The 17658-nt window shown below is 65.4% G+C and carries 16 protein-coding genes; 14 read left to right on the top strand and 2 right to left on the bottom strand.

All coding sequences use genetic code 11. The annotated features are described in order from the left end of the window. Positions 1-8 precede the first annotated feature (8 nt). The 8 genes from AB6806_RS26325 (at position 9) to AB6806_RS26290 (ending at position 8334) form a co-directional block, all read left to right on the top strand. The gene (locus AB6806_RS26325) at positions 9-1373 is read left to right on the top strand and encodes an LLM class flavin-dependent oxidoreductase (protein ID WP_370955936.1); all 1365 of its coding nucleotides are present in this window, start codon (positions 9-11) and stop codon (positions 1371-1373) included. Between the two features lie 20 nt (positions 1374-1393). Further along, on the top strand, positions 1394-2473 hold the full coding sequence (locus AB6806_RS26320; RefSeq protein ID WP_370955934.1) for an ABC transporter substrate-binding protein: 1080 nt from the start codon (positions 1394-1396) through the stop codon (positions 2471-2473). Between the two features lie 28 nt (positions 2474-2501). Next, positions 2502-3575, top strand: a complete 1074-nt coding sequence (locus tag AB6806_RS26315; RefSeq protein ID WP_370955932.1) for an ABC transporter substrate-binding protein — start codon at positions 2502-2504, stop codon at positions 3573-3575. Position 3576: 1 nt separating this feature from the next. Further along, the gene (locus AB6806_RS26310) at positions 3577-5196 is read left to right on the top strand and encodes an FAD-binding protein (protein ID WP_370955931.1); all 1620 of its coding nucleotides are present in this window, start codon (positions 3577-3579) and stop codon (positions 5194-5196) included. Continuing rightward, positions 5196-5522, top strand: coding sequence for a 4Fe-4S binding protein (locus AB6806_RS26305; protein WP_370955930.1), 327 nt, complete (start codon positions 5196-5198; stop codon positions 5520-5522). Before AB6806_RS26310 ends, AB6806_RS26305 begins: the two co-directional genes overlap by 1 nt. Positions 5523-5779: 257 nt before the next feature. Continuing rightward, positions 5780-6706, top strand: a complete 927-nt coding sequence (locus AB6806_RS26300; protein WP_370956088.1) for a sulfurtransferase — start codon at positions 5780-5782, stop codon at positions 6704-6706. 15 nt (positions 6707-6721) lie between these two features. Beyond that, on the top strand, positions 6722-7981 hold the full coding sequence (locus AB6806_RS26295; protein ID WP_370955929.1) for a YeeE/YedE family protein: 1260 nt from the start codon (positions 6722-6724) through the stop codon (positions 7979-7981). Further along, a complete protein-coding gene (locus AB6806_RS26290; protein ID WP_370955928.1) occupies positions 7903-8334 on the top strand; it encodes an LLM class flavin-dependent oxidoreductase in 432 nt (143 codons plus the stop codon). The genes AB6806_RS26295 and AB6806_RS26290 overlap by 79 nt, the downstream gene beginning before the upstream one ends. Here AB6806_RS26290 and AB6806_RS26285 read toward each other — a convergent pair. Then, positions 8288-9250, bottom strand: a complete 963-nt coding sequence (locus tag AB6806_RS26285; protein ID WP_370955926.1) for a LysR family transcriptional regulator — start codon at positions 9248-9250, stop codon at positions 8288-8290. The two genes, AB6806_RS26290 and AB6806_RS26285, sit on opposite strands and share 47 nt — an antisense overlap. Positions 9251-9282: 32 nt before the next feature. Between AB6806_RS26285 and AB6806_RS26280 the strand changes: the two genes are divergently transcribed. Continuing rightward, positions 9283-10239, top strand: a complete 957-nt coding sequence (locus AB6806_RS26280; RefSeq protein ID WP_370955924.1) for a hypothetical protein — start codon at positions 9283-9285, stop codon at positions 10237-10239. Further along, positions 10229-11251, top strand: a complete 1023-nt coding sequence (locus tag AB6806_RS26275; RefSeq protein ID WP_370956087.1) for a DUF2891 domain-containing protein — start codon at positions 10229-10231, stop codon at positions 11249-11251. The genes AB6806_RS26280 and AB6806_RS26275 overlap by 11 nt, the downstream gene beginning before the upstream one ends. Positions 11252-11879: 628 nt before the next feature. Here AB6806_RS26275 and AB6806_RS26270 read toward each other — a convergent pair. Further along, positions 11880-12773 (bottom strand): LysR family transcriptional regulator, encoded by an 894-nt coding sequence (locus AB6806_RS26270; RefSeq protein WP_370956085.1) that lies wholly within the window; start codon positions 12771-12773, stop codon positions 11880-11882. A 149-nt stretch (positions 12774-12922) separates the two neighbouring features. Between AB6806_RS26270 and AB6806_RS26265 the strand changes: the two genes are divergently transcribed. From AB6806_RS26265 to AB6806_RS26250, 4 genes are read left to right on the top strand one after another with little or no spacing between them, the layout of a single operon-like run. Next, the gene (locus AB6806_RS26265; protein WP_370955922.1) at positions 12923-13963 is read left to right on the top strand and encodes an ABC transporter substrate-binding protein; all 1041 of its coding nucleotides are present in this window, start codon (positions 12923-12925) and stop codon (positions 13961-13963) included. A gap of 49 nt (positions 13964-14012) precedes the next feature. Next, positions 14013-15149, top strand: coding sequence for an ABC transporter ATP-binding protein (locus AB6806_RS26260; RefSeq protein ID WP_370955921.1), 1137 nt, complete (start codon positions 14013-14015; stop codon positions 15147-15149). Further along, complete coding sequence (locus AB6806_RS26255) at positions 15146-16858, top strand: ABC transporter permease (protein ID WP_370955919.1); 1713 nt, start codon at positions 15146-15148, stop codon at positions 16856-16858. The genes AB6806_RS26260 and AB6806_RS26255 overlap by 4 nt, the downstream gene beginning before the upstream one ends. 28 nt (positions 16859-16886) lie before the next feature. After that, positions 16887-17645, top strand: coding sequence for a hypothetical protein (locus AB6806_RS26250; RefSeq protein ID WP_370955917.1), 759 nt, complete (start codon positions 16887-16889; stop codon positions 17643-17645). The last annotated feature ends 13 nt before the right edge of the window (positions 17646-17658 follow it).

Genomic DNA, 17658 nt, shown 5'->3' with positions numbered 1-17658 from the left:
AGGCAGAGATGGTCAAGCCGACTTCGGCGCGGGGGCAACTCAGCCTCGGCGCGTTCCTTCACCCCTCGGGCCACCATGTCGCGGCCTGGCGCCATCCCGACGCATTGCCTGACGGCGGGGTCAACATCGAGAACTACACCCGCCTGGCCCGCCTCGCCGAAGCCGCCAAGTTCGACCTCATCTTCCTGGCCGACACGGCCGGCGTGAGCGACCGCAACCTCGCCTATATCAGCCGGACCACGCGTGCCTCGCTATTCGAGCCACTGACCCTCCTGTCCGCCCTCTCCTCGGTCACGACGACGATCGGGCTCATCGCGACGGTCTCGACCAGCTTCAACGAGCCCTTCAACCTCGCACGCTATTTCGCGTCCCTCGACCTGATCAGCGGCGGCCGTTCGGGTTGGAATCTCGTGACCTCCGGCACGGAGCTGGAAGCGCTGAACTTCAGCCGCCCCGCTCATTACGGGCATGCGGAGCGCTACCGGCGCGCCGGCGAATTCGCCGATGTGGTCAAGGGATTGTGGGACAGTTGGGAGGACGACGCTTTTCTCTTCGACAAGGAAAGCGGGCGCTACTCCGATCCGGCCAAGCTCCATGCGCTGAACCATCGCGGCGAGCATTTCGCGGTACGCGGCCCGCTCGGCGTGCCGCGCTCGCCGCAGGGCCAGCCGGTGCTGGTACAGGCCGGGTCCTCGCCGGACGGCCGGGATCTGGCGGCGCGGACCGCCGAGATCATCTTCACCGCGCAGCAGACGCTCGCCGACGCGCAGGAATTCTACGGCGACGTGAAGGAGCGGCTGCAAACCTATGGGCGGGAGCCATCCGACCTCAAGATCCTGCCGGGCGTCTTTCCGGTTGTCGGGCGCAGCGAAAGCGAGGCACGCGCGAAGTTCGATACGTTGCAGGATCTGGTCCACCCCGTCGTCGGGCTCGCCTATATCGCCCAGCATCTGGGCGGGATCGACCTGTCGGGCTATCCGCTGGACGGCCCGGTTCCGGAAATCCTTGCGGAGACCAATGGTAGCAAGAGCCGCCAGCAATTGCTGTTAGATCTCGCGCGCCGCGAGAACCTTACCATCCGCCAGCTCTATCTGCGGATCGCCGGCGCGCGCGGGCACTGGCAGCTCGTCGGCACGCCGCGGCAGATCGCCGACGAGCTGGAGGAGCGCTTCGTCACGCATGGCGCCGACGGTTTCAACATCATGCCGCCTTCGCCGACCGGCCTGGACGACTTCGTCGCGCTCGTCCTGCCCGAGCTGCGGCGGCGCGGGCTCTTCCGGCACGACTATGACGGCCACACGCTGCGCGATCACCTCGGCCTGCGGCGGCCGGCCAACCGCTTCGCCAATCCCGCCGCCCAGGCGGCCGAATGATCCCTCCGAGAGGACGAGTTATGTTACGCCCCCTGTCACATCTCCTGGTCGCGGCATTGTCGCTGGCCGCGGCATCGCCGGCCTTCGCCGACCCGCTCACGCTGCGCATCGGCTTCGCCGGCATCGGCGCCGATAACCGCCCCTTCGTCGGGGGCTCGCCAAACGCCACGGCACGCGCACTCGACTTCTACGAGAAGGAATTCGCCGGGGACCCGAACGTGAAGGTGGAATGGGTCTTCTTCCGCGGCGAAGGACCGGCCGCGAACGAGGCCCTGGCGACCGGGCAGATCGACATCGTCTCGATCGGCGACCTGCCCTCGATCGTGCATCGCGCCAGCGGCGTGAAGACGAAGATCATCGCCGCCGACGGCGTTCATGCCCCGGTCTATGTGGTGGCGCGGCCGGATCTCGACATCAAGTCGATCGCGGACCTCAAGGGATTGAAGGTCGGCATCCATCGCGGCGTCTCCAGCCATCTCACGATCAGCCGCGTGCTCGATGCCGAAAAGCTGACGGAGAAGGATTTCAAGCTGGTGAGCCTGACGCCGGCCGACCAGGTCGCGGCGCTCGCGACTAAGAATATCGACGGCATCTTCGGCAGCACGGCCCTGCTGCGCAACATCCAGGACGGCACCGGGAAGCTCATCTATACCACGCGCGGCCAGGACAAGCCGTTCCAGCGCAACAATTCGCTGATCGTTCGGGAGGAGTTCGAGAAGGCTCACCCGGAGGTCGTGCAGAAGGTCGTCAACGCGCTCGTGAAGTCGGCGCGCTGGTCCTCGGACGAGGCCAACAGGCAGGCGCTCTTCGCGGCCTGGGCGAAATCAGGCACCCCAATCTCGGTCTACGAGGCCGATTTCGAGGGCGACCCGCTCAAATACCGCAACAGCCCGCTGATCGACCCCTATATCCGCGCGCATTTCGAGGTGCAGGCGAAACTCGCCAAGGATTTCGGCCTGATCCGCCGCGAGATCGACGTCTCGGACTGGTTCGAGCCGAAATACCTCGCGAACGCCCTGAAGGAACAGGGCCTCGAAACCTACTGGACGACCTACGGCCCCGACGGAAAGCCGCTGCCTGCGCAGAGCGCCTCGCGCTGACCGCAGTCGCAATCAGGGAACGATCATCATGAAACGCACGCTCGCGAAGAGCATCCTCGCGCTTCTCGCCGCTCTCGCGCTGGGCGGGGCCCCGGCCCATGCGGCGGAACAGCTCGTGATCCGACTCGGCTATGCCGGCGTCGGAACGGACAACCGCCAGTTCGCCAGCGGCAACACCTGGGCAAGCGCCCATGCCGGCGGCTTCCTCGAGGAGGAGTTCAGGAACGACCCCAACATCAAGCTCGAATGGTACTTCTTCCGCGGAGCCGGCCCCGCGGTGAACGAGGCCCTGGCCAACAAGCAGCTCGATTTCGCGTCGCAGGGCGACCTGCCCTCGATCATCGGCAGGGCGAACGGGCTGAAGACAAAGCTGTTGCTGGTCGGAGGCACCAGGAGGCCGGTCTATCTCGCCGTCCCGAAGGGCTCGCCCATCAGGTCGATCGAAGACCTGAAGGGTCGCAAGGTCGCGCTGCAGCTCGGCACCAACAACCACCTGTCCGCGGTCAAGGTCCTCGCCGCGCACGGGCTGTCGGACAAGTCGGTGTCGATCGTGAATCTCGACGCCAGCGCCGCCAATGCGGCTCTTGCCAGCAAGGATGTCGATGCCGCCTTCGGCGACACCAGCTTCATCCGCTTGCAGGAACAGGGGCTGATCGACATTCCCTACAACAGCAATCAGGACAATCCTGTCTTCGGGCGCACCGGCTCGACCTTCGTCACCGAGGAGTTCGAGAAGGCTCACCCGGATGTGACCGCGCGGGTCGTCAAGGCTTTCGTGAAAGCCGCGCAATGGTCCTCCGAAGAGAAGAACCGCGAGCCGCTGATCGCGCTCTGGGCGAAGTCGGGAACGCCGGAATCGATCCTCCGGGCCGATCTCGCCCCCGATCCGCTGGCGTTCCGTCACTCGCCGCTGATCGACCCCTTCATCGTCGAGCAGTACCGCACCCGCGTCACGCAATCGAAGGAGTTCGGGCTGATCCGCCGCGAGGTCAGCGTCGACGACTGGTTCGAGCCGAAATATCTCGACGCCGCGCTCAAGGAGCTCGGGCTCGCCACCTACTGGACGCGCTACGCCGCGGACGGCAAAGCCCTGACCAACTGAGATGGCCGGTCGACAGGAGCCGGCGAGCGATCTCGCGCTCGCCGCGGACGTGCTGATCATCGGCGGCGGCCCTGCCGCCTGCTGGTCGGCCCTCACCGCAGCGCTGGCCGGTGCCTCGGTCGTGCTGGTGGACAAGGGCTATGTCGGTACCAGCGGCGCGACAGCACCGTCGACGACGGGCTCCTGGTTCGCGACGGACCGGAAGCGGCGCGATGCGCTCGTGGAACGCCGGCTGGGCCGCGCCTGCGGCCTCGGCAATGGCGAGCGGATGGGGCGCGTCGTCGACGTGGCGACCGAGCACATCAAATTGCTGGCCGAGTGGGGCTATGCCTTCCCCGTCGACGATGCGGGAAACCCCTATCTCGCCAATCTTCGCGGCCCCGACTACATGCGCTTCATGCGGCGGCAGCTCCTGCTCGCCCGCGTCAGGATCCTGGACCACCACCCGGCGCTGGAGCTGCTCGCGGTCGGCGATCGCATCGGCGGTGCGAACGGGGTCGCGCGCCAGAGCGGCACGGCGTGGACCGTTCGGGCGGGAGCGGTCGTCCTCGCGACCGGCGGCTGCGCCTTCGGAGACCGCATTCTCGGTTCGACCGGACTGACCGGGGACGCCTATCTGATGGGCGCGGAGGCAGGTGTTTCCTTCTCAGGCATGGAGTTCTCGGCGCAGTACGGCATCGCCCCGCTCGGAAGCGCGGTGAACAAGGGCATCTCCTTCACATTCGCCAGCTTCTTTCGGGAGGACGGGACGCCGATCCCCGCCTCCGTGGCCGATCGCTATCCGCCGCTCGCAACCGCCATGGCGGACGGGCCGGTCTTCGCGGTCTTCGACCAGGCGAGCCCGGCCATTCAGGACGCCTTGCGTCGCGGTCAGCCGAACTGCTTCCTGCCGTTCGACCGCCTCGGCATCGACCCCTTCACGCAGCGCTTCCGTGTCGACCTGCGCTGCGAAGGAACCGTACGCGGTACCGGAGGCATTCGCGCAGATGAAAGCGGTGCGACCGGAATTCCCGGCCTCTATGCCGCAGGCGATACGCTGGATCGGCAGGACCTCGCCGGCGCGACGACAGGAGGCGGCGGCCCCAATGCCGGCTGGGCCATCGCGACCGGTGTCGCCGCCGGTCGGGCGGCGCAATCCTTCGCGCATGGGCTCGGCCAGAACCATGTCGATGCGCCGTCGCGGGCGCTCGGCTCCGTCGGGCTGCGTCCGGAAGGCGCCGCCGACAGGCTGGACGCTCTTGAACTGACGCGCTTCGTCCAATCCGAAATGCTGCCGCTCGACCGCAATTTCTTCCGCACGGCAACCGGCCTGACGCGCTCGCTCGATCGGCTCGATCTCGCCTGGGCGGATGCGCGCGCGTCACTCGGCGGCGGCAATGGCCTCGATCCATCCGGCTCGCTGCGGCAACGCGAGGCGGCTGCCCTGACCTTCACAGGGCGGCTTGCCTATACGGCCGGGCTGATGCGCGACGAAGCGCGCGGCATGCATCGGCGCCTCGATCGGCCGCCCGGCCTCGATGGGGACGCCCGGCGGACTCAACTGGACGGAGCCGCCCTGTTGAACGCCACCCGCTCGACCGCGATGCTCCCACCATCCGCCAGATCGCTACAGGTCGCCTGATGATCGAATTGCTGTCGGATGAGCGCTGTGTCGCTTGCGACATCTGCGTGAAGGCTTGTCCCGCGAACGTCTTCGAAGCCGTGCCTGAGAAAGCGCCGATCATCGCGCGACAGCAGGACTGCCAGACGTGCTTTCTCTGCGAAGTCTACTGTCCTGTCGACGCGCTTTATGTCAGCCCCGTCGCCGAGCCGATCTCCGTACCGGCTGAAAGCGAGCTGGCTGAACGTGGGTTGTTGGGGAGCTATGCCCGCGAACTCGGTTGGCGCAAAGGCAAGCCCGGCGGCTCGGATCGAGACCCAACCTTTCGCTTGGCCAATCTCGTCTAGGGCTTCGTCATCCGCATCGGCGGATGCCTGCACCACCGCCCCCATCATCGTGAGAGCCGACCGGGCCTGAAGACGCCCGGCAAAGGCTTCGGCCTGTGCTGTCGCCAATAGACAGTGTTATTTTCTTAAACCAAGGTCGTACGACTTTTCTTTCCCCGCCGACACTGAACAAAAAAATCTCATTCGGCTTCCACCCGGCCGCCTGTGGCGAAATCATGGCAAAGTTCCCATTTCACGGAGATCGCGCCATGTCTGCCCTGTCCCGCCTGCGAAAGAGCGCCCTCTCACTGGTAGCGACATTGCTGCTGGGCGGTGCCGCGCTCGCCAACTCGGGGCCGCTCGTCACCACCGATTGGCTGGAGAAGAACCTGAGCGATCCGAAGGTTCGGATCGTCGAAGTCAGCATGGAGCCCGGCCTTTACGAGCGCGGGCATATCCCGGGCGCGCAGAATATTGTTTGGCACACCGATCTCGTCGATACGGTTGAGCGCGACATCGCCAAACCGGAAAAGTTCCAGGCCCTCGCCCGCAAACTCGGCCTCGACAAGGACGTCACGATCGTCCTCTACGGCGACAGCAACAACTGGTTTGCCGCCTGGGGCGCCTGGGTCTTCGATATCTACGGCCTGCGCGACAACGTGAAGTTGCTCGATGGTGGCCGCAAGAAATGGGAGCTCGAAAAGCGCCCAGTCTCGACAAATCCCCTGGCGGTCAAGGCTTCCGCCTTCACCGTCGCCGAGCCCAACCGCAAGCTGCGCGCCCGCCTCGCCGATGTCGTCGCCACCGTCGAGAAGAAGTCCGACGCACGCGTGCTCGACATCCGCTCGGCCGACGAGTTCTCCGGCAAGATCATCGCGCCGGCCGGCTTCCAGGAGCTTGCATTGCGCGCCGGCCATATCCCCGGTTCCGTCAACGTGCCCTGGGCCCAGGCGGTCAACCAGGCCGACGGCACGCTGAAATCGCCGGAGGAGCTGAAGAAGCTCTACGCCAATGTCGGTATCGACGGCTCCAAGCCGGTGATCACGACCTGCCGCATCGGCGAGCGCTCCAGCCACACCTGGTTCATCCTTTCGCGCGTGCTGGGCTATCAGGTGGCCAACTATGACGGATCCTGGACCGAGTACGGCAACACCGTGGGCTTGCCGATCAGCAATCCCGCCGGCACCGTGTGGGGCGGCAAGTAAGCGGCCTCTGCGCTGATGAGCCTTTCTGAAGAAAGCGGCGCACTGGATTACCAGCGCGCCCGCGAAGCAGCCATGGCGGCCCCGGCCGCCGCGGCCGAACCCGCCTCCGGCTCATCCCGGAGCATCCTGACGGCACTCGGTTTTACCGCCGCGCTCGCCCTGGCGATCGTCGCCATCGGCCGCCATGGCGACCCTGCACCGCAACTGCAATTGTCCCTGATCCTGGGCGCCGCCTTCGGCTTCGTGATCCAGCGCTCGCGCTTCTGCTTTCTCTGCATCTGGCGCGACTGGCTCGACCGGCGCGATCCGCGCGGCCTGCTCGGCATTGTCACGGCGCTCGCTGTCGGCATCACCGGCTATACGCTGATCTTCGGCGCCTGGCTGCCGGACCCGTCAGGCTCGCGCCTGCCCCCGACCGCCCATATCGGGCCGGTCAGCCTCGCGCTCGTGTTTGCGGGCCTCGCCTTCGGTGCGGGCATGGCGATTTCCGGCTCCTGCCTCAGCGCCCATCTCTATCGTCTCGGTGAAGGCTCCCCGACGGCGCCTTTCGCGCTGATCGGCGCAGTCGGCGGATTTATCTTGGGGTTCCAGAGCTGGAATGCGCTTTATCTCTGGACGATCGCAGACGCGCCGGTGCTGTGGCTGCCTCGCCATCTCGGCTATGGCGGCGCGCTGATGGCCCCCCTCGTCGTTCTGGGAGCGCTCGCGTGGTTCCTGCTGCGCCGGAACAACTCCCCCGCGCAGCCAGCCCTCTCGCAGAACCCGCTCGCCAGCATTTTCGAGCAGCGTTGGCCGGCCTGGCTGGGCGGCCTGCTCGTCGGCCTGATCGGGGTCGCAGCCTATCTGCGCCTGTCCCCGCTTGGGGTGACGGCAGAGATCGGCTCGCGCTCGCGCCAGCTCGCCGGTGCCTTCGAATTCCTGCCGTCGAGGCTGGAAGGCCTCGACGGCTTCCGTGGCTGTGCCACCGTCGTCCGTGACGCGCTGCTGACTCCGAACGGGCTGTTCATCATCGGCCTCGTCGCAGCAGCCCTGATCGCAGCATTGGCCGCAGGTGAATTCAAACCCCGTTGGCCGACGGCCACTCAGGCGCTACGTGGACTTGTCGGCGGCGGTCTGCTCGGCTGGGGCACCGTCATCGGCCTCGGCTGTACCGTTGGCACGTTGTTATCGGGGATTTCGGCCGGCGCCGCCTCGGGGTGGGTCTTCGCGATCGCTTTGGCCATCGGCACGACAGTCGTTCTTCGGCTGGGGCGGCTCCTCGGTCTGCAACCATAGCTGTTGCGTTACGGGGGAATCGCGATCTGCCGAGCCGGATCGGCCTCGTCGGCACCGCCTCGACGAGCTATCCTCACCCGTTCCACGTCGCGCGGCTATTCGCGTCGCTCGACCTCATCCGTGGCGGCAGGGCAGCCTGGAACCAGGTGACGAGCATCACTGATCTCGACGCTCGCAACTTCGATCGTGACAAGCGTTTCACCCACGCCGACCGCGACGCCCGCGCCCGCGAATTCGCGCATATCGTCCGCTGGCTTTGGAACCATCATCGCCTCGGGTCTTGCCGAAGGCTGAGAGCCGACGCCGTCAGCTCGCCACGGCGCGCCGGATCAAGCCGGCGAGCCAGGCGATAGCCGGATCACTCTCGCCCTTCCGCCGCAGGACGAGGTCGATATCGAAGGGCGCGACCGGGTATGGCACCGGCTCGATGGCGACGCCTGCGCTCTGAGCGAAGCGTCGGGCAATCCGTTCCGCCATCGTCGCGATGAGATCGCTGCCGGCGACCGCGAACGGCACGGCGACGACGTGGGGCAAGGTCACAGCAACGCGCCGCTGCAGGCCGCGCGCCGCCAGAAACTGGTCGACCGCGCCCGCCGAGCCATCGCCGCCGATGGCAGAGAACAGAACATGCGGCCTAGCCAGATAGGCGGCTGCGTCGAGGCTGCCTAGCTCCGCGCCCGCATCACGCACGCAGACGAAATGCTCCTCGAACAGTCGCATGCGAAGGCAATGCCGCGAGGACGCCAGATGCCCGCCGACCAAGGCGTCGATTTCGCCGCGCTCCAGCATCGCCAAGGCATCTGCGGCGTCGGTGATCGGGCGAACGGTCAGGTCCACGCCGGGAGCTTCATTGCGCAGCAGGGAAACCAACGCGGGCACGACCACGAGATCGCCATAATCAGTTACGGCGATGGTGAAGCGATGGCGAGCGCTCGCGGCATCGAATATCGTCTGCGGCTGCAGCGCACTTCGCAGCAGGCCGAGCGCCTCACTGACGGCCGGCGCCAGCGTCAGCGCCTTTGCTGTCGGACGCATTCCGGCCGCCGTCCGGATCAGGATCTCGTCGTCGAACAGGAGTCGCAGCCGCGCGAGCGCGCTGCTCATCGAGGGCTGAGCCAACCCAATCCGCTGCCCCGCGCGCGTGACATGCCGCTCCTCGAGCAAGGCCTCGAAAGCGACCAGCAGATTGAGATCGATCGCCGCTAAATTCATAGGAACAATGATAGTTATTCCAATAATCGATTTCCACAATGATGAGCGAACCGACATAGGTCCCTTCAGATATCCTTCCGGACGCGATCATGTCTTGGTTCTTTCCGCGATCACTGCCGCAGCCGCGCGGCCCGTTGCTCCTGGCGCTTGGCGTCGGCCTCGGCCTCGCCGTTCCCGCACTCGCCGAAGCTGCCCGGCCCCTCATGCCGGGTGCAATCTTCGTGATCGTGCTGAGCTCCTTCCTGCGGGTCGATGGCGCTGCACTGGCAGCCGCCCTGCGTAGGCCAGGCTGGCCGCTGATCCTGCCGGCTGCCGTCATGCTTGCCTGCCCGTTGCTGGCAGCCGCAAGCGCACAGCTCCTCGGCCTGCCCCCGGAGCTTGCGATCGCGCTCGTTCTCGCCTGCGCAGCGCCCCCTTCCGGTGGAACCGCCGCTGTTGCCCGCATGCTGGGCCTCGACGATGCAGGACCACTCGTCGTCACGCTGCTCTCGATGGCGCTGGCTCCAGTGACAGTGCCGCTGGTCGCGCGCGCGATCGGAAACGTCGCGATCGATCCACTCGCCTTGGGCGTACGCCTCGCCCTTCTGGTTGGCTCGGCGGCGATCATCGCCCTGCTCGTCCGCCGCTACGCCATGCGATCGCTCCAGCGCGCCGGCAGGCTGGTCGATGGCGGCGCCGTCCTGTCGCTCGTCGTCTTCGCACTCTCTACGATGGCCGGCGTCCAGTCGCAGATCCGGGCCCAGCCCGAACTGACACTGCTTTGCGTGGCGCTGGCCTTCGCCGCCAATCTCGTCATGCAGACCCTCGGCATCGCCCTGACGCCGGGCTCGCTTCGTCAACGGCTGACTGTCGGCCTGACTCTCGGCAATCGCAATGTCGGCCTGGTCTGGTCAGGCCTCGGAGCCAGCCTCAGTTCGCCGATGTCGCTTTTCTTCGCAGCGACCCAGCTACCGATCTATCTGCTGCCATTGCTGATCGAATGGCTCATCACTATCCGCAATCCCAGCCCCGTCATGGAGACAGAACGTGTCGACAGTGCCGAATGAACTGACCGTCGAACTTGCAGAGCGCTTCGCTCGGATCGCGCTCGGCCATGTCGGGCGCGAATATCCCAACAAGCCCGACCATGTGCTGGCCGGTCCGCAGGATGCCCGCACGCCGCGCGAGCTCCACCCGATCTTCTATGGCAGCTACGATTGGCATTCCTGCGTCCACAGCTACTGGCTGCTGGCCCGCGTGCTCAGGCGTTTTCCCGATACGGCGGCAGCCACCGAGATCGCGGCGCTGTTCGACGCCCAGTTCACGCCCGACAAGGTCGCCGCCGAATGCGCCTATCTCGCCCAGCCGACGACGCGGGGCTTCAAGCGCCCCTATGGCTGGGCCTGGCTCCTGAAGCTCGCAGCCGAACTCACGCTCTTGCCAGGCCGCGACTGGTCCGCCACGCTCGCACCGCTTGCCGAGGCCTTCGCCCAGCGCTTCCGCGACTTCCTGCCATTGGCAACCTATCCGGTCCGCGTCGGTACGCATTTCAACACGGCCTTTGGATTGAGGATGGCCGCCGACTATGCCGACGCCACGCAGGACGCGGCACTGGCCACGTTGCTGCGCGAGACCGCCCTGCGCTGGTATGCCGAGGATGTCGATTGTCCTGCCTGGGGCGAGCCGAGCGGCGACGATTTCCAGTCATCGGCGCTGATCGAAGCCGAATGCATGCGCCGCCTTCTGGCACCGGAGACGTTCCAGCTCTGGTTCAGTCGCTTCCTGCCTCGCATCGAGCAGCATCAGCCGCCCACTCTGTTTACGCCGGCCTCGGTCAGCGACCGCAGCGACGGCAAGATCGCTCATCTCGATGGACTGAACCTCGGCCGGGCCTGGTGCTGGCGCGCGCTGGCGGGAGCATTGCCAGCCGACGACCCACGGCGTGTGGTTGCCACCGAAGCAGCCGAACGCCATCTGGCCGCCGGGCTGCCGCATATCGCCGGCGACTATATGGGCGAGCATTGGCTCGCGACCTTCGCGCTCCTTGCGCTCGAAGCCGGGGCGCTGCCCTCGCCCTGACCGCACTCCTCGGAGGACGGGCATCATCATGCGCTCGCCGAGGAGGTTCGTCCGGCGAGCTGATCGCCTCCCCTCTGCCAGCTATTCCCCAGCCCACGCCAGGCTGTGAGTCGGCGAAAAAGGGTAGGCCTCACTCAGTTTCGCTGCAGGTCGGGCTGTTCTGACGCTGGTTTCCAAAAGGAATCAGCAAGATGAGGTAGCGATTTCGGCCGGCCAGCTTGGTTCCAGCAGGTCTTGTCGTCGATGGTATCGCGATCGAAGGCGATCTGAAGAGTCCACGCAGGTTAAGTCACAGTCCGAGGTCCCGAAGGAGCGAAAGCCTCGACATCCCCTTTGCGGAGTTGATCTTGGGCCGCTTACGATCGGCGCGCGCCTCGTCCAGTTCCCGGGCGGATCGCTGCTGACGCTGCACCTTGTCAGGTTCGGCTAGCCGCACAGGATGCGCCGATAGCGGAAATTGGAAGGTCACCAGAAAGCGGACATTGCAAAACCAGAATCGACGCCGTGCGCGGTCGGCATCAGTTTGGACCGAATGCTTCGCTCGAACTCGATGAAATTTTCGTTTCCAACGTCAAAATTAGAAATGGTAAGCAAGTAAAACTTACAGACCGCTGACAATTTTCGGATATTATTGAGATAATTCGCGTATCGCTCTCACAACAATGCCCTTCAACTCGGTAATGACCTTTGGAAATCTAACATTCTCTCCCTCATCCAGCACCAGCTCGCGCTGAATGCCGGGCTTCACGATTTTTGCGCCCTGGAAGCGGCCGTCGTCGAAATCGGACTTGATCGAGCCATAACCCAGAATGCCCGGGGCGAGTGCGTCCCGGATCAGACTCTTGAGTGTCGGCAACCCTTCCACCTCCGCTTCGAGCCTAATCGTCAGCCCATGCTTCCGAGCAGCATCCTCGACCAATTCACGCACGACATGCCCGCGCGGCGGCAGCAAGAGCTTATGTTGGAGCACGTCGGCCAAGGCGATGGTCGGCTTCCTCAGATCGATCAGATTCGGGCGTGCGAAGACATAGAGGTCTTCGAACAGAATCGATTGCGCCGAAATGCCGCCGCGCTCACGCAGGTTCACCGCGAGATCGAAGATGCCGTCGTCGATGCCTTTGCGCAGAAAGAGGCTGGTCCCCTCGCTGAGCCTGAGCTGGATTCCCGGAAAGCGCTCCCTGCATTCGCGCGCGATTCGTGGAGCGACGGAGGTCGCGATCGAGGCGAGCAATCCGACGGTGACGATCCCGGTCGGCTGGCTCTTGCGCTCTCGCATCGCCTGCTCGGTCGCGCGCATGGCCTCCATCACGCGCTTGGCATGGGCGAGCAGCACGATGCCCGCCTCAGTAGGCTCGACGCCATCGGGGCGCCGATGAAGCAGGCGCTCGCCAACCGCCTTTTCGAGTTCGGCGATGTGGTAGGTCAAAACGGGTTGGGTCACGGATGAAGCACTGGCCGCGCCCGTCAACGAGCCCTTCTCGCAGGCATTGATGAAATAGGCCAACCGCCGGCTGTCGAGCATCACCACGCCTTCCTCGCTTTGCTCATGGGTATAGAAATTTTCGATCTCCTACGCAAAATTTTGAATTCGCTTTTTTATAACGACTGCCTCAGGCTGCCTTCAAAATGAGCCAAGCGCGGCCAAGCGCGCATGTGGAGGAAATGCCTGAGATGAAGACCGCAGCCCTTCTGCGCGCCGTTCTCGTCGCGTCCATCGTTACGGTCTTTCCCTTCGGCTACGCATTGCCCGCGGCAGCCCAGGCCGAAATCTCCGCGGAGGTGGTTGCCGCCGCCAAGGCGGAAGGCAAGCTCACGATCTACACCTCCGCCATCGATGCCGAGATGCAGGAGATCGCCGCTCAGTTCGAGAAGGTCTACCCCGGCATCAAGATGGAGTGGCTCCGCTTCCCGTCCACGACGCTATTCACGCGTTTCGTCGGCGAGCAGAATGCCAAGATCTACACCGCCGACGTATTGTTCTCCGGCTCCACCCAGCTCTACCAGCAGCAGCCGGAGCTGTTCCGGGCGCTGACGCCGGAACTGGTGCCGAATGTGAAGGCGCTGCGCGTGCCTGCCAAGAACGGCAATTATGCCGTCGCCGAGATCGTGCCGCACGCGGTCAGCTACAATTCGAGCCTGGTGTCCAAGGCGGATATCGCGAACCATCTCAAGAGCTGGGCCGGGCTCGCCGACCCGCGCTGGAAGGGCAAGATCGCGCTGGTCGATCCGAAGATCTCGACCAATGTCGTGTCCTGGCTGATCAACATGCGCGAGACCTATGGCGACGCCTGGGTCAAGGGCGTGATCGCCAACCAGTTCAAGGTCGTCGGCACGGGCACGTCGGGCGCGCAGCAGGTCGCGGCCGGCGCATTCCAGATCGTGGTGCCGACGGTGCAGAGCCATAGCGCCGACGTCAGGGCGCAGGGCGCACCGCTGGTCGTCTATACACCGGAGGGGCCGTCGCACGGCCTCGAGCAAGGCATCGCCATCCCGGACAAGGCGCCTCATCCCAATGCGGCTCGCCTCTACGTCAACTGGAAACTCGGCCGGGACAGCGCGGCGCTGATCTGCAAGAATCTGAGTGTTCCCAATGTGGAGCCGCCTGCCGGCACGCAATGCCCCGCGCTTTCGCCCCAGCATGTCGGCTCGAACGACACGCTGAGCGCCGAGCAGCAGCGCGAGATCATGGCGCAGTTCGGGCTGAAGCCCTGATCCCTCTCGCGACCCGATCCCTATTCCGCAGGACAGGTTTCCCGCGCCGATGACCGACCGCATCCAGATTTCCAATGTCACCAAGCGTTATCGACGCGCTGGCGGCGCCACAATCGTCCCCGTCGACAGTATCAGCCTCACCGTGGCGCAGAACGAACTCGTTGTCCTGCTCGGCCCCAGCGGCTGTGGCAAGACCACGCTGCTGCGCTGCGTCGCTGGCCTCGAAACACCGGATGAGGGCGAGATCGTCATCGATGGACGGGTGGTGTTCTCATCCGCCAAGGGGATCTTCGTGCCGCCCGACCAGCGGCGCCTCAGCATGATCTTCCAGTCCTATGCCCTGTGGCCGCATATGACGGTGGCGCAGAATGTCGGCTATCCGCTGGAGGGACACAAGCTCCCGGCGGCCGAGATCGCCCGGCGCGTCAGCCAGGCGCTGGAACTCGTCGGCGTCGGCGGCCTGGAAGGGCAATATCCGGGCCGGATCAGCGGCGGGCAGCAGCAACGGGTGGCGCTGGCCCGCGCGCTCGTCTCCAATTCCTCGGTCGTGCTGTTCGACGAGCCGCTCTCCAATGTCGATGCGCAGGTGCGCAACCAACTACGCTTCGAGCTGAAGCGGATGCAGCGGCAGATCGGCTTCTCCGGCCTCTACGTGACACATGACCAGGCCGAGGCGATGGAGCTTGGTCATCGCGTCGCCGTGCTTCAGTCCGGCCGGATCGCGGCGCTCGATACGCCAAGGCGCGTCTACGAGGAGCCGACCAATCACTACGTCGCGAATTTCGTCGGCGTCAGCAATTTCCTCGATGGCCATGTCCGCTCCATCACCGAGGGGAGGATCGTGGTCGAGACCCGGTTCGGCCCGTTCGAGGTAGGGGCTGCGGAGCCGCATTTCGCGCCGGGCTCGGCGGTCCAGCTCGTGCTGCGGCCGGAAAAGATCAGCCTCAATGCCGCGGCTCCGGCCGGGCAGGCCCAGAACACGGTGCCGGTGCGGATCGAGGCGCAGCTCTTCTCCGGGGCCTATACCGAATATGTCGTCAGCGCTGAGGACCACACTTTCCGCGTCTGGTCCCATGACGACGCGCTGCGCGGCTTCGCCGAGGGCGATACGGCCTGGCTGTCGATCAAGCCCGCAGCGCTGCGCCTGATCCGGCATCCCGAGGCGACGAGGGCCATATCGCCATGATGCAGGATCACACCGGCATGGAAGCGGGCAGAGGGCGCCTGCCCAGGATCTTGCAACCGCTCAATCTCCTGACCGGGCTGTGCTTTTTGGTGCTGGCTCTGCTGATCGTCTTTCCGCTGGGCCGGATGTTCCTCAGCACGCTCCTGCCCGGCGGCGTACCCAATGTCGCGGCGGTCTCCTCGCTGCTGGAGCAGCCCTGGCTTCTGCCCGTCCTGGGCAACACCCTGATCGCTGTCGGTATCAGCACCGTGCTGGCAGTGGCGGTCGGGGCGATCTTCGCCTGGCTGAACGAGCGGACGGATGCGAGCCTTGGCGTCTTCGGCACCATCCTGCCGGTCATCCCCCTGCTTCTGCCCAGCGTCGCGCTGACGATCGGCTGGGTCTTCATCGCCGCGCCGAATGTCGGCCTGATGAACGGACTGTTCGGCTGGCTGCTCGGGCCGGACGTCTTCCAGGTCAATATCTACACTTGGTTCGGGCTGATCTGGGTCTACACCATCCACGGCGTGCCTTATGCTTATCTCGTGGTCTCGGCCGCGATCAAGAACCTCGACCCGGCGCTGGAGGAGGCCTCGCGCATCAGCGGCGCCGGTATCCTGCGGACGCTCTTCCGGGTGTCCCTGCCGGCGATCATGCCGGCCCTGGCCGGCTCCTGCCTGCTGGTCGTGATTTCCGGCCTCGGCACCTACTCGATCCCTGCGATCATCGCGACCACGGCGGAAATCAGCGTGCTGCCGACGCAAATCGTGCACCTGCTGGTCAAGGACTACCCGCCGAAGCTCGCCGACGCGCAATTGCTCGGCCTGATCATGCTACTGGTCGTGCTCGGCTTCTGGTTCCTGCAGAGGAAGATCTCGTCCTCCGGCAACTTCGTCACGGTCGGCGGCCGGGCCGGCGGGGCCTCGCTGCTGCCGCTCGGCCGCTGGCGGATGCCGGCGCGAGTCCTGATGTGGCTCTACATCGCCATGGCCTCGGTGCTGCCGATGGCAGCGCTGCTGCTGGTCGCGGTCCAGCGCTTCTGGTCGCCGGTCATCGACCCCTCGAAATTCACACTGTTCCATTTCGAGCAGGTGCTCTTCGTCAACCGGGTGACCTTCGCCTCATTCCGCAACAGCCTGCTGCTTGCCGGCACCGGCGCAACCATCGCGATGTTCATCGCCATCCTCACTGCGATCTATTCGTCCTTCCGTGGCGGGGTCACCGGCAAGGTCGTCGATCTCGTCATCAAGTCGCCGGCGACCATCCCCAATCTCGTGATCTCGCTTGCTTTCCTGATCACGTTCAGCGGCGCGCCGTTCTTCCTGTCGAGCACGCTGACCATCCTGCTGATCGCCTTCATCGTCATGTACATCCCGCCGGGATCGATCGCTGCGGCCTCGGCGCTGACGCAGGTCGGCACCGATCTGCGCGAGGCTTCCTATATCGCCGGCGCCGGCGAGGGGCGGACGATCCGCAGGATCGTGTTCCCGATTGCGCTCTCTGGCTTCGCGGCGGGCTGGACCCTGGTCTTCGTTCATATGATGGGCGACCTCTCCGCCTCGGCCCTGCTCGCCGGCGTCGGCACACCGGTCATCGGCTTCGCCATCCTGACAATCTGGGAAACCGGAAGCTTCGGCCTGCTGGCGGCCTTCTCGACCATCATGTGCCTGCTCAACGCCATCGTCGTCGGCGCGATGATGCTGTTCGTGCGCTCGCGTTCATGGCGGTGAGGAAGGTCCGGCGGTGAGGAAGATGACGATGCACAACCCCATCAACGTGATCGAAGCCGCTGCGGCCTCCTTATCGCATGCCATTGGCGACGGCGTGCGGCTGGCTGCGTTGCCAGACCCCGGTCCTGCCACGGTGGCGGAAGCCTATGCCATCCAGGACGCCGTCATCCGGGCGCTTGGCGCGCGCGGCGGCTGGAAGGTCTCGCCCTTGCGCGAAGGGGCGGCGCGATGCTCGCCCATTCCGGCGCCGTTCTTCGTCGAGGCGCCCGCACTTTTCGATGCCGCCTTCCTGAACGGCTGTCTTGCGGAAGTCGAGATCGCAGTGCGTTTCAAGGAGGATCCGCTGGGGCTGGGCAGAGCCCTGAATCCTACGAACTTCGCCGATTGCATCGCCAGCGTACATCCTGCGGTCGAGCTTCTCTCCAGCCGTTTCGCGGCTCCGGAAAGCGCCCCCGATCTGCACCGTCTCGCCGATCTGCAGGGCTGCGCTGCCGTCGTCCTCGGAGCTCCGATGACAGGCTGGTCCGGGCTGGAATTCGCGGATCTCTCGTTCGACCTGTCGCTGGCGGGGCAGGACGTGCCGCTCAAGCCCAATTCTCCCACGACTGAGCAGACATTGGAGGCGCTTTGCTGGCTGGTTGACCATGCCGCATCGCGCGGCGCGCCACTCAGGGCCGGGGAGGTGTTGATCACTGGGGCCCGGCTCGGCCCCGTCGGCCTTCAGGATGTCCGGACTTGCCAGGCGCGGATCGGGCAGCTCGGTCCGGTCGCAATTTCAGCCCGCTGACAAAACGACAAGC

The sequence above is a fragment of the Allobosea sp. RCC_152_1 genome (genome assembly GCF_041360765.1).
Taxonomy (GTDB): Bacteria; Pseudomonadota; Alphaproteobacteria; order Rhizobiales; family Beijerinckiaceae; genus Allobosea; species Allobosea spartocytisi.
This window is presented reverse-complemented; position numbering and strand designations above follow the sequence as displayed.

Coding starts and splice junctions, on each gene's coding strand:
- AB6806_RS26325 (WP_370955936.1), top strand. CDS start 9: ATGGTCAAGCCGACTTCGGCGCGGGGGCAACTCAGCCTCGGCGCGTTC.
- AB6806_RS26255 (WP_370955919.1), top strand. CDS start 15,146: ATGATGCAGGATCACACCGGCATGGAAGCGGGCAGAGGGCGCCTGCCC.
- AB6806_RS26285 (WP_370955926.1), bottom strand. CDS start 9,250: ATGTCGGTTCGCTCATCATTGTGGAAATCGATTATTGGAATAACTATC.
- AB6806_RS26265 (WP_370955922.1), top strand. CDS start 12,923: ATGAAGACCGCAGCCCTTCTGCGCGCCGTTCTCGTCGCGTCCATCGTT.
- AB6806_RS26260 (WP_370955921.1), top strand. CDS start 14,013: ATGACCGACCGCATCCAGATTTCCAATGTCACCAAGCGTTATCGACGC.
- AB6806_RS26280 (WP_370955924.1), top strand. CDS start 9,283: ATGTCTTGGTTCTTTCCGCGATCACTGCCGCAGCCGCGCGGCCCGTTG.
- AB6806_RS26305 (WP_370955930.1), top strand. CDS start 5,196: ATGATCGAATTGCTGTCGGATGAGCGCTGTGTCGCTTGCGACATCTGC.
- AB6806_RS26270 (WP_370956085.1), bottom strand. CDS start 12,773: ATGCTCGACAGCCGGCGGTTGGCCTATTTCATCAATGCCTGCGAGAAG.
- AB6806_RS26310 (WP_370955931.1), top strand. CDS start 3,577: ATGGCCGGTCGACAGGAGCCGGCGAGCGATCTCGCGCTCGCCGCGGAC.
- AB6806_RS26320 (WP_370955934.1), top strand. CDS start 1,394: ATGTTACGCCCCCTGTCACATCTCCTGGTCGCGGCATTGTCGCTGGCC.
- AB6806_RS26250 (WP_370955917.1), top strand. CDS start 16,887: ATGCACAACCCCATCAACGTGATCGAAGCCGCTGCGGCCTCCTTATCG.
- AB6806_RS26315 (WP_370955932.1), top strand. CDS start 2,502: ATGAAACGCACGCTCGCGAAGAGCATCCTCGCGCTTCTCGCCGCTCTC.
- AB6806_RS26295 (WP_370955929.1), top strand. CDS start 6,722: ATGAGCCTTTCTGAAGAAAGCGGCGCACTGGATTACCAGCGCGCCCGC.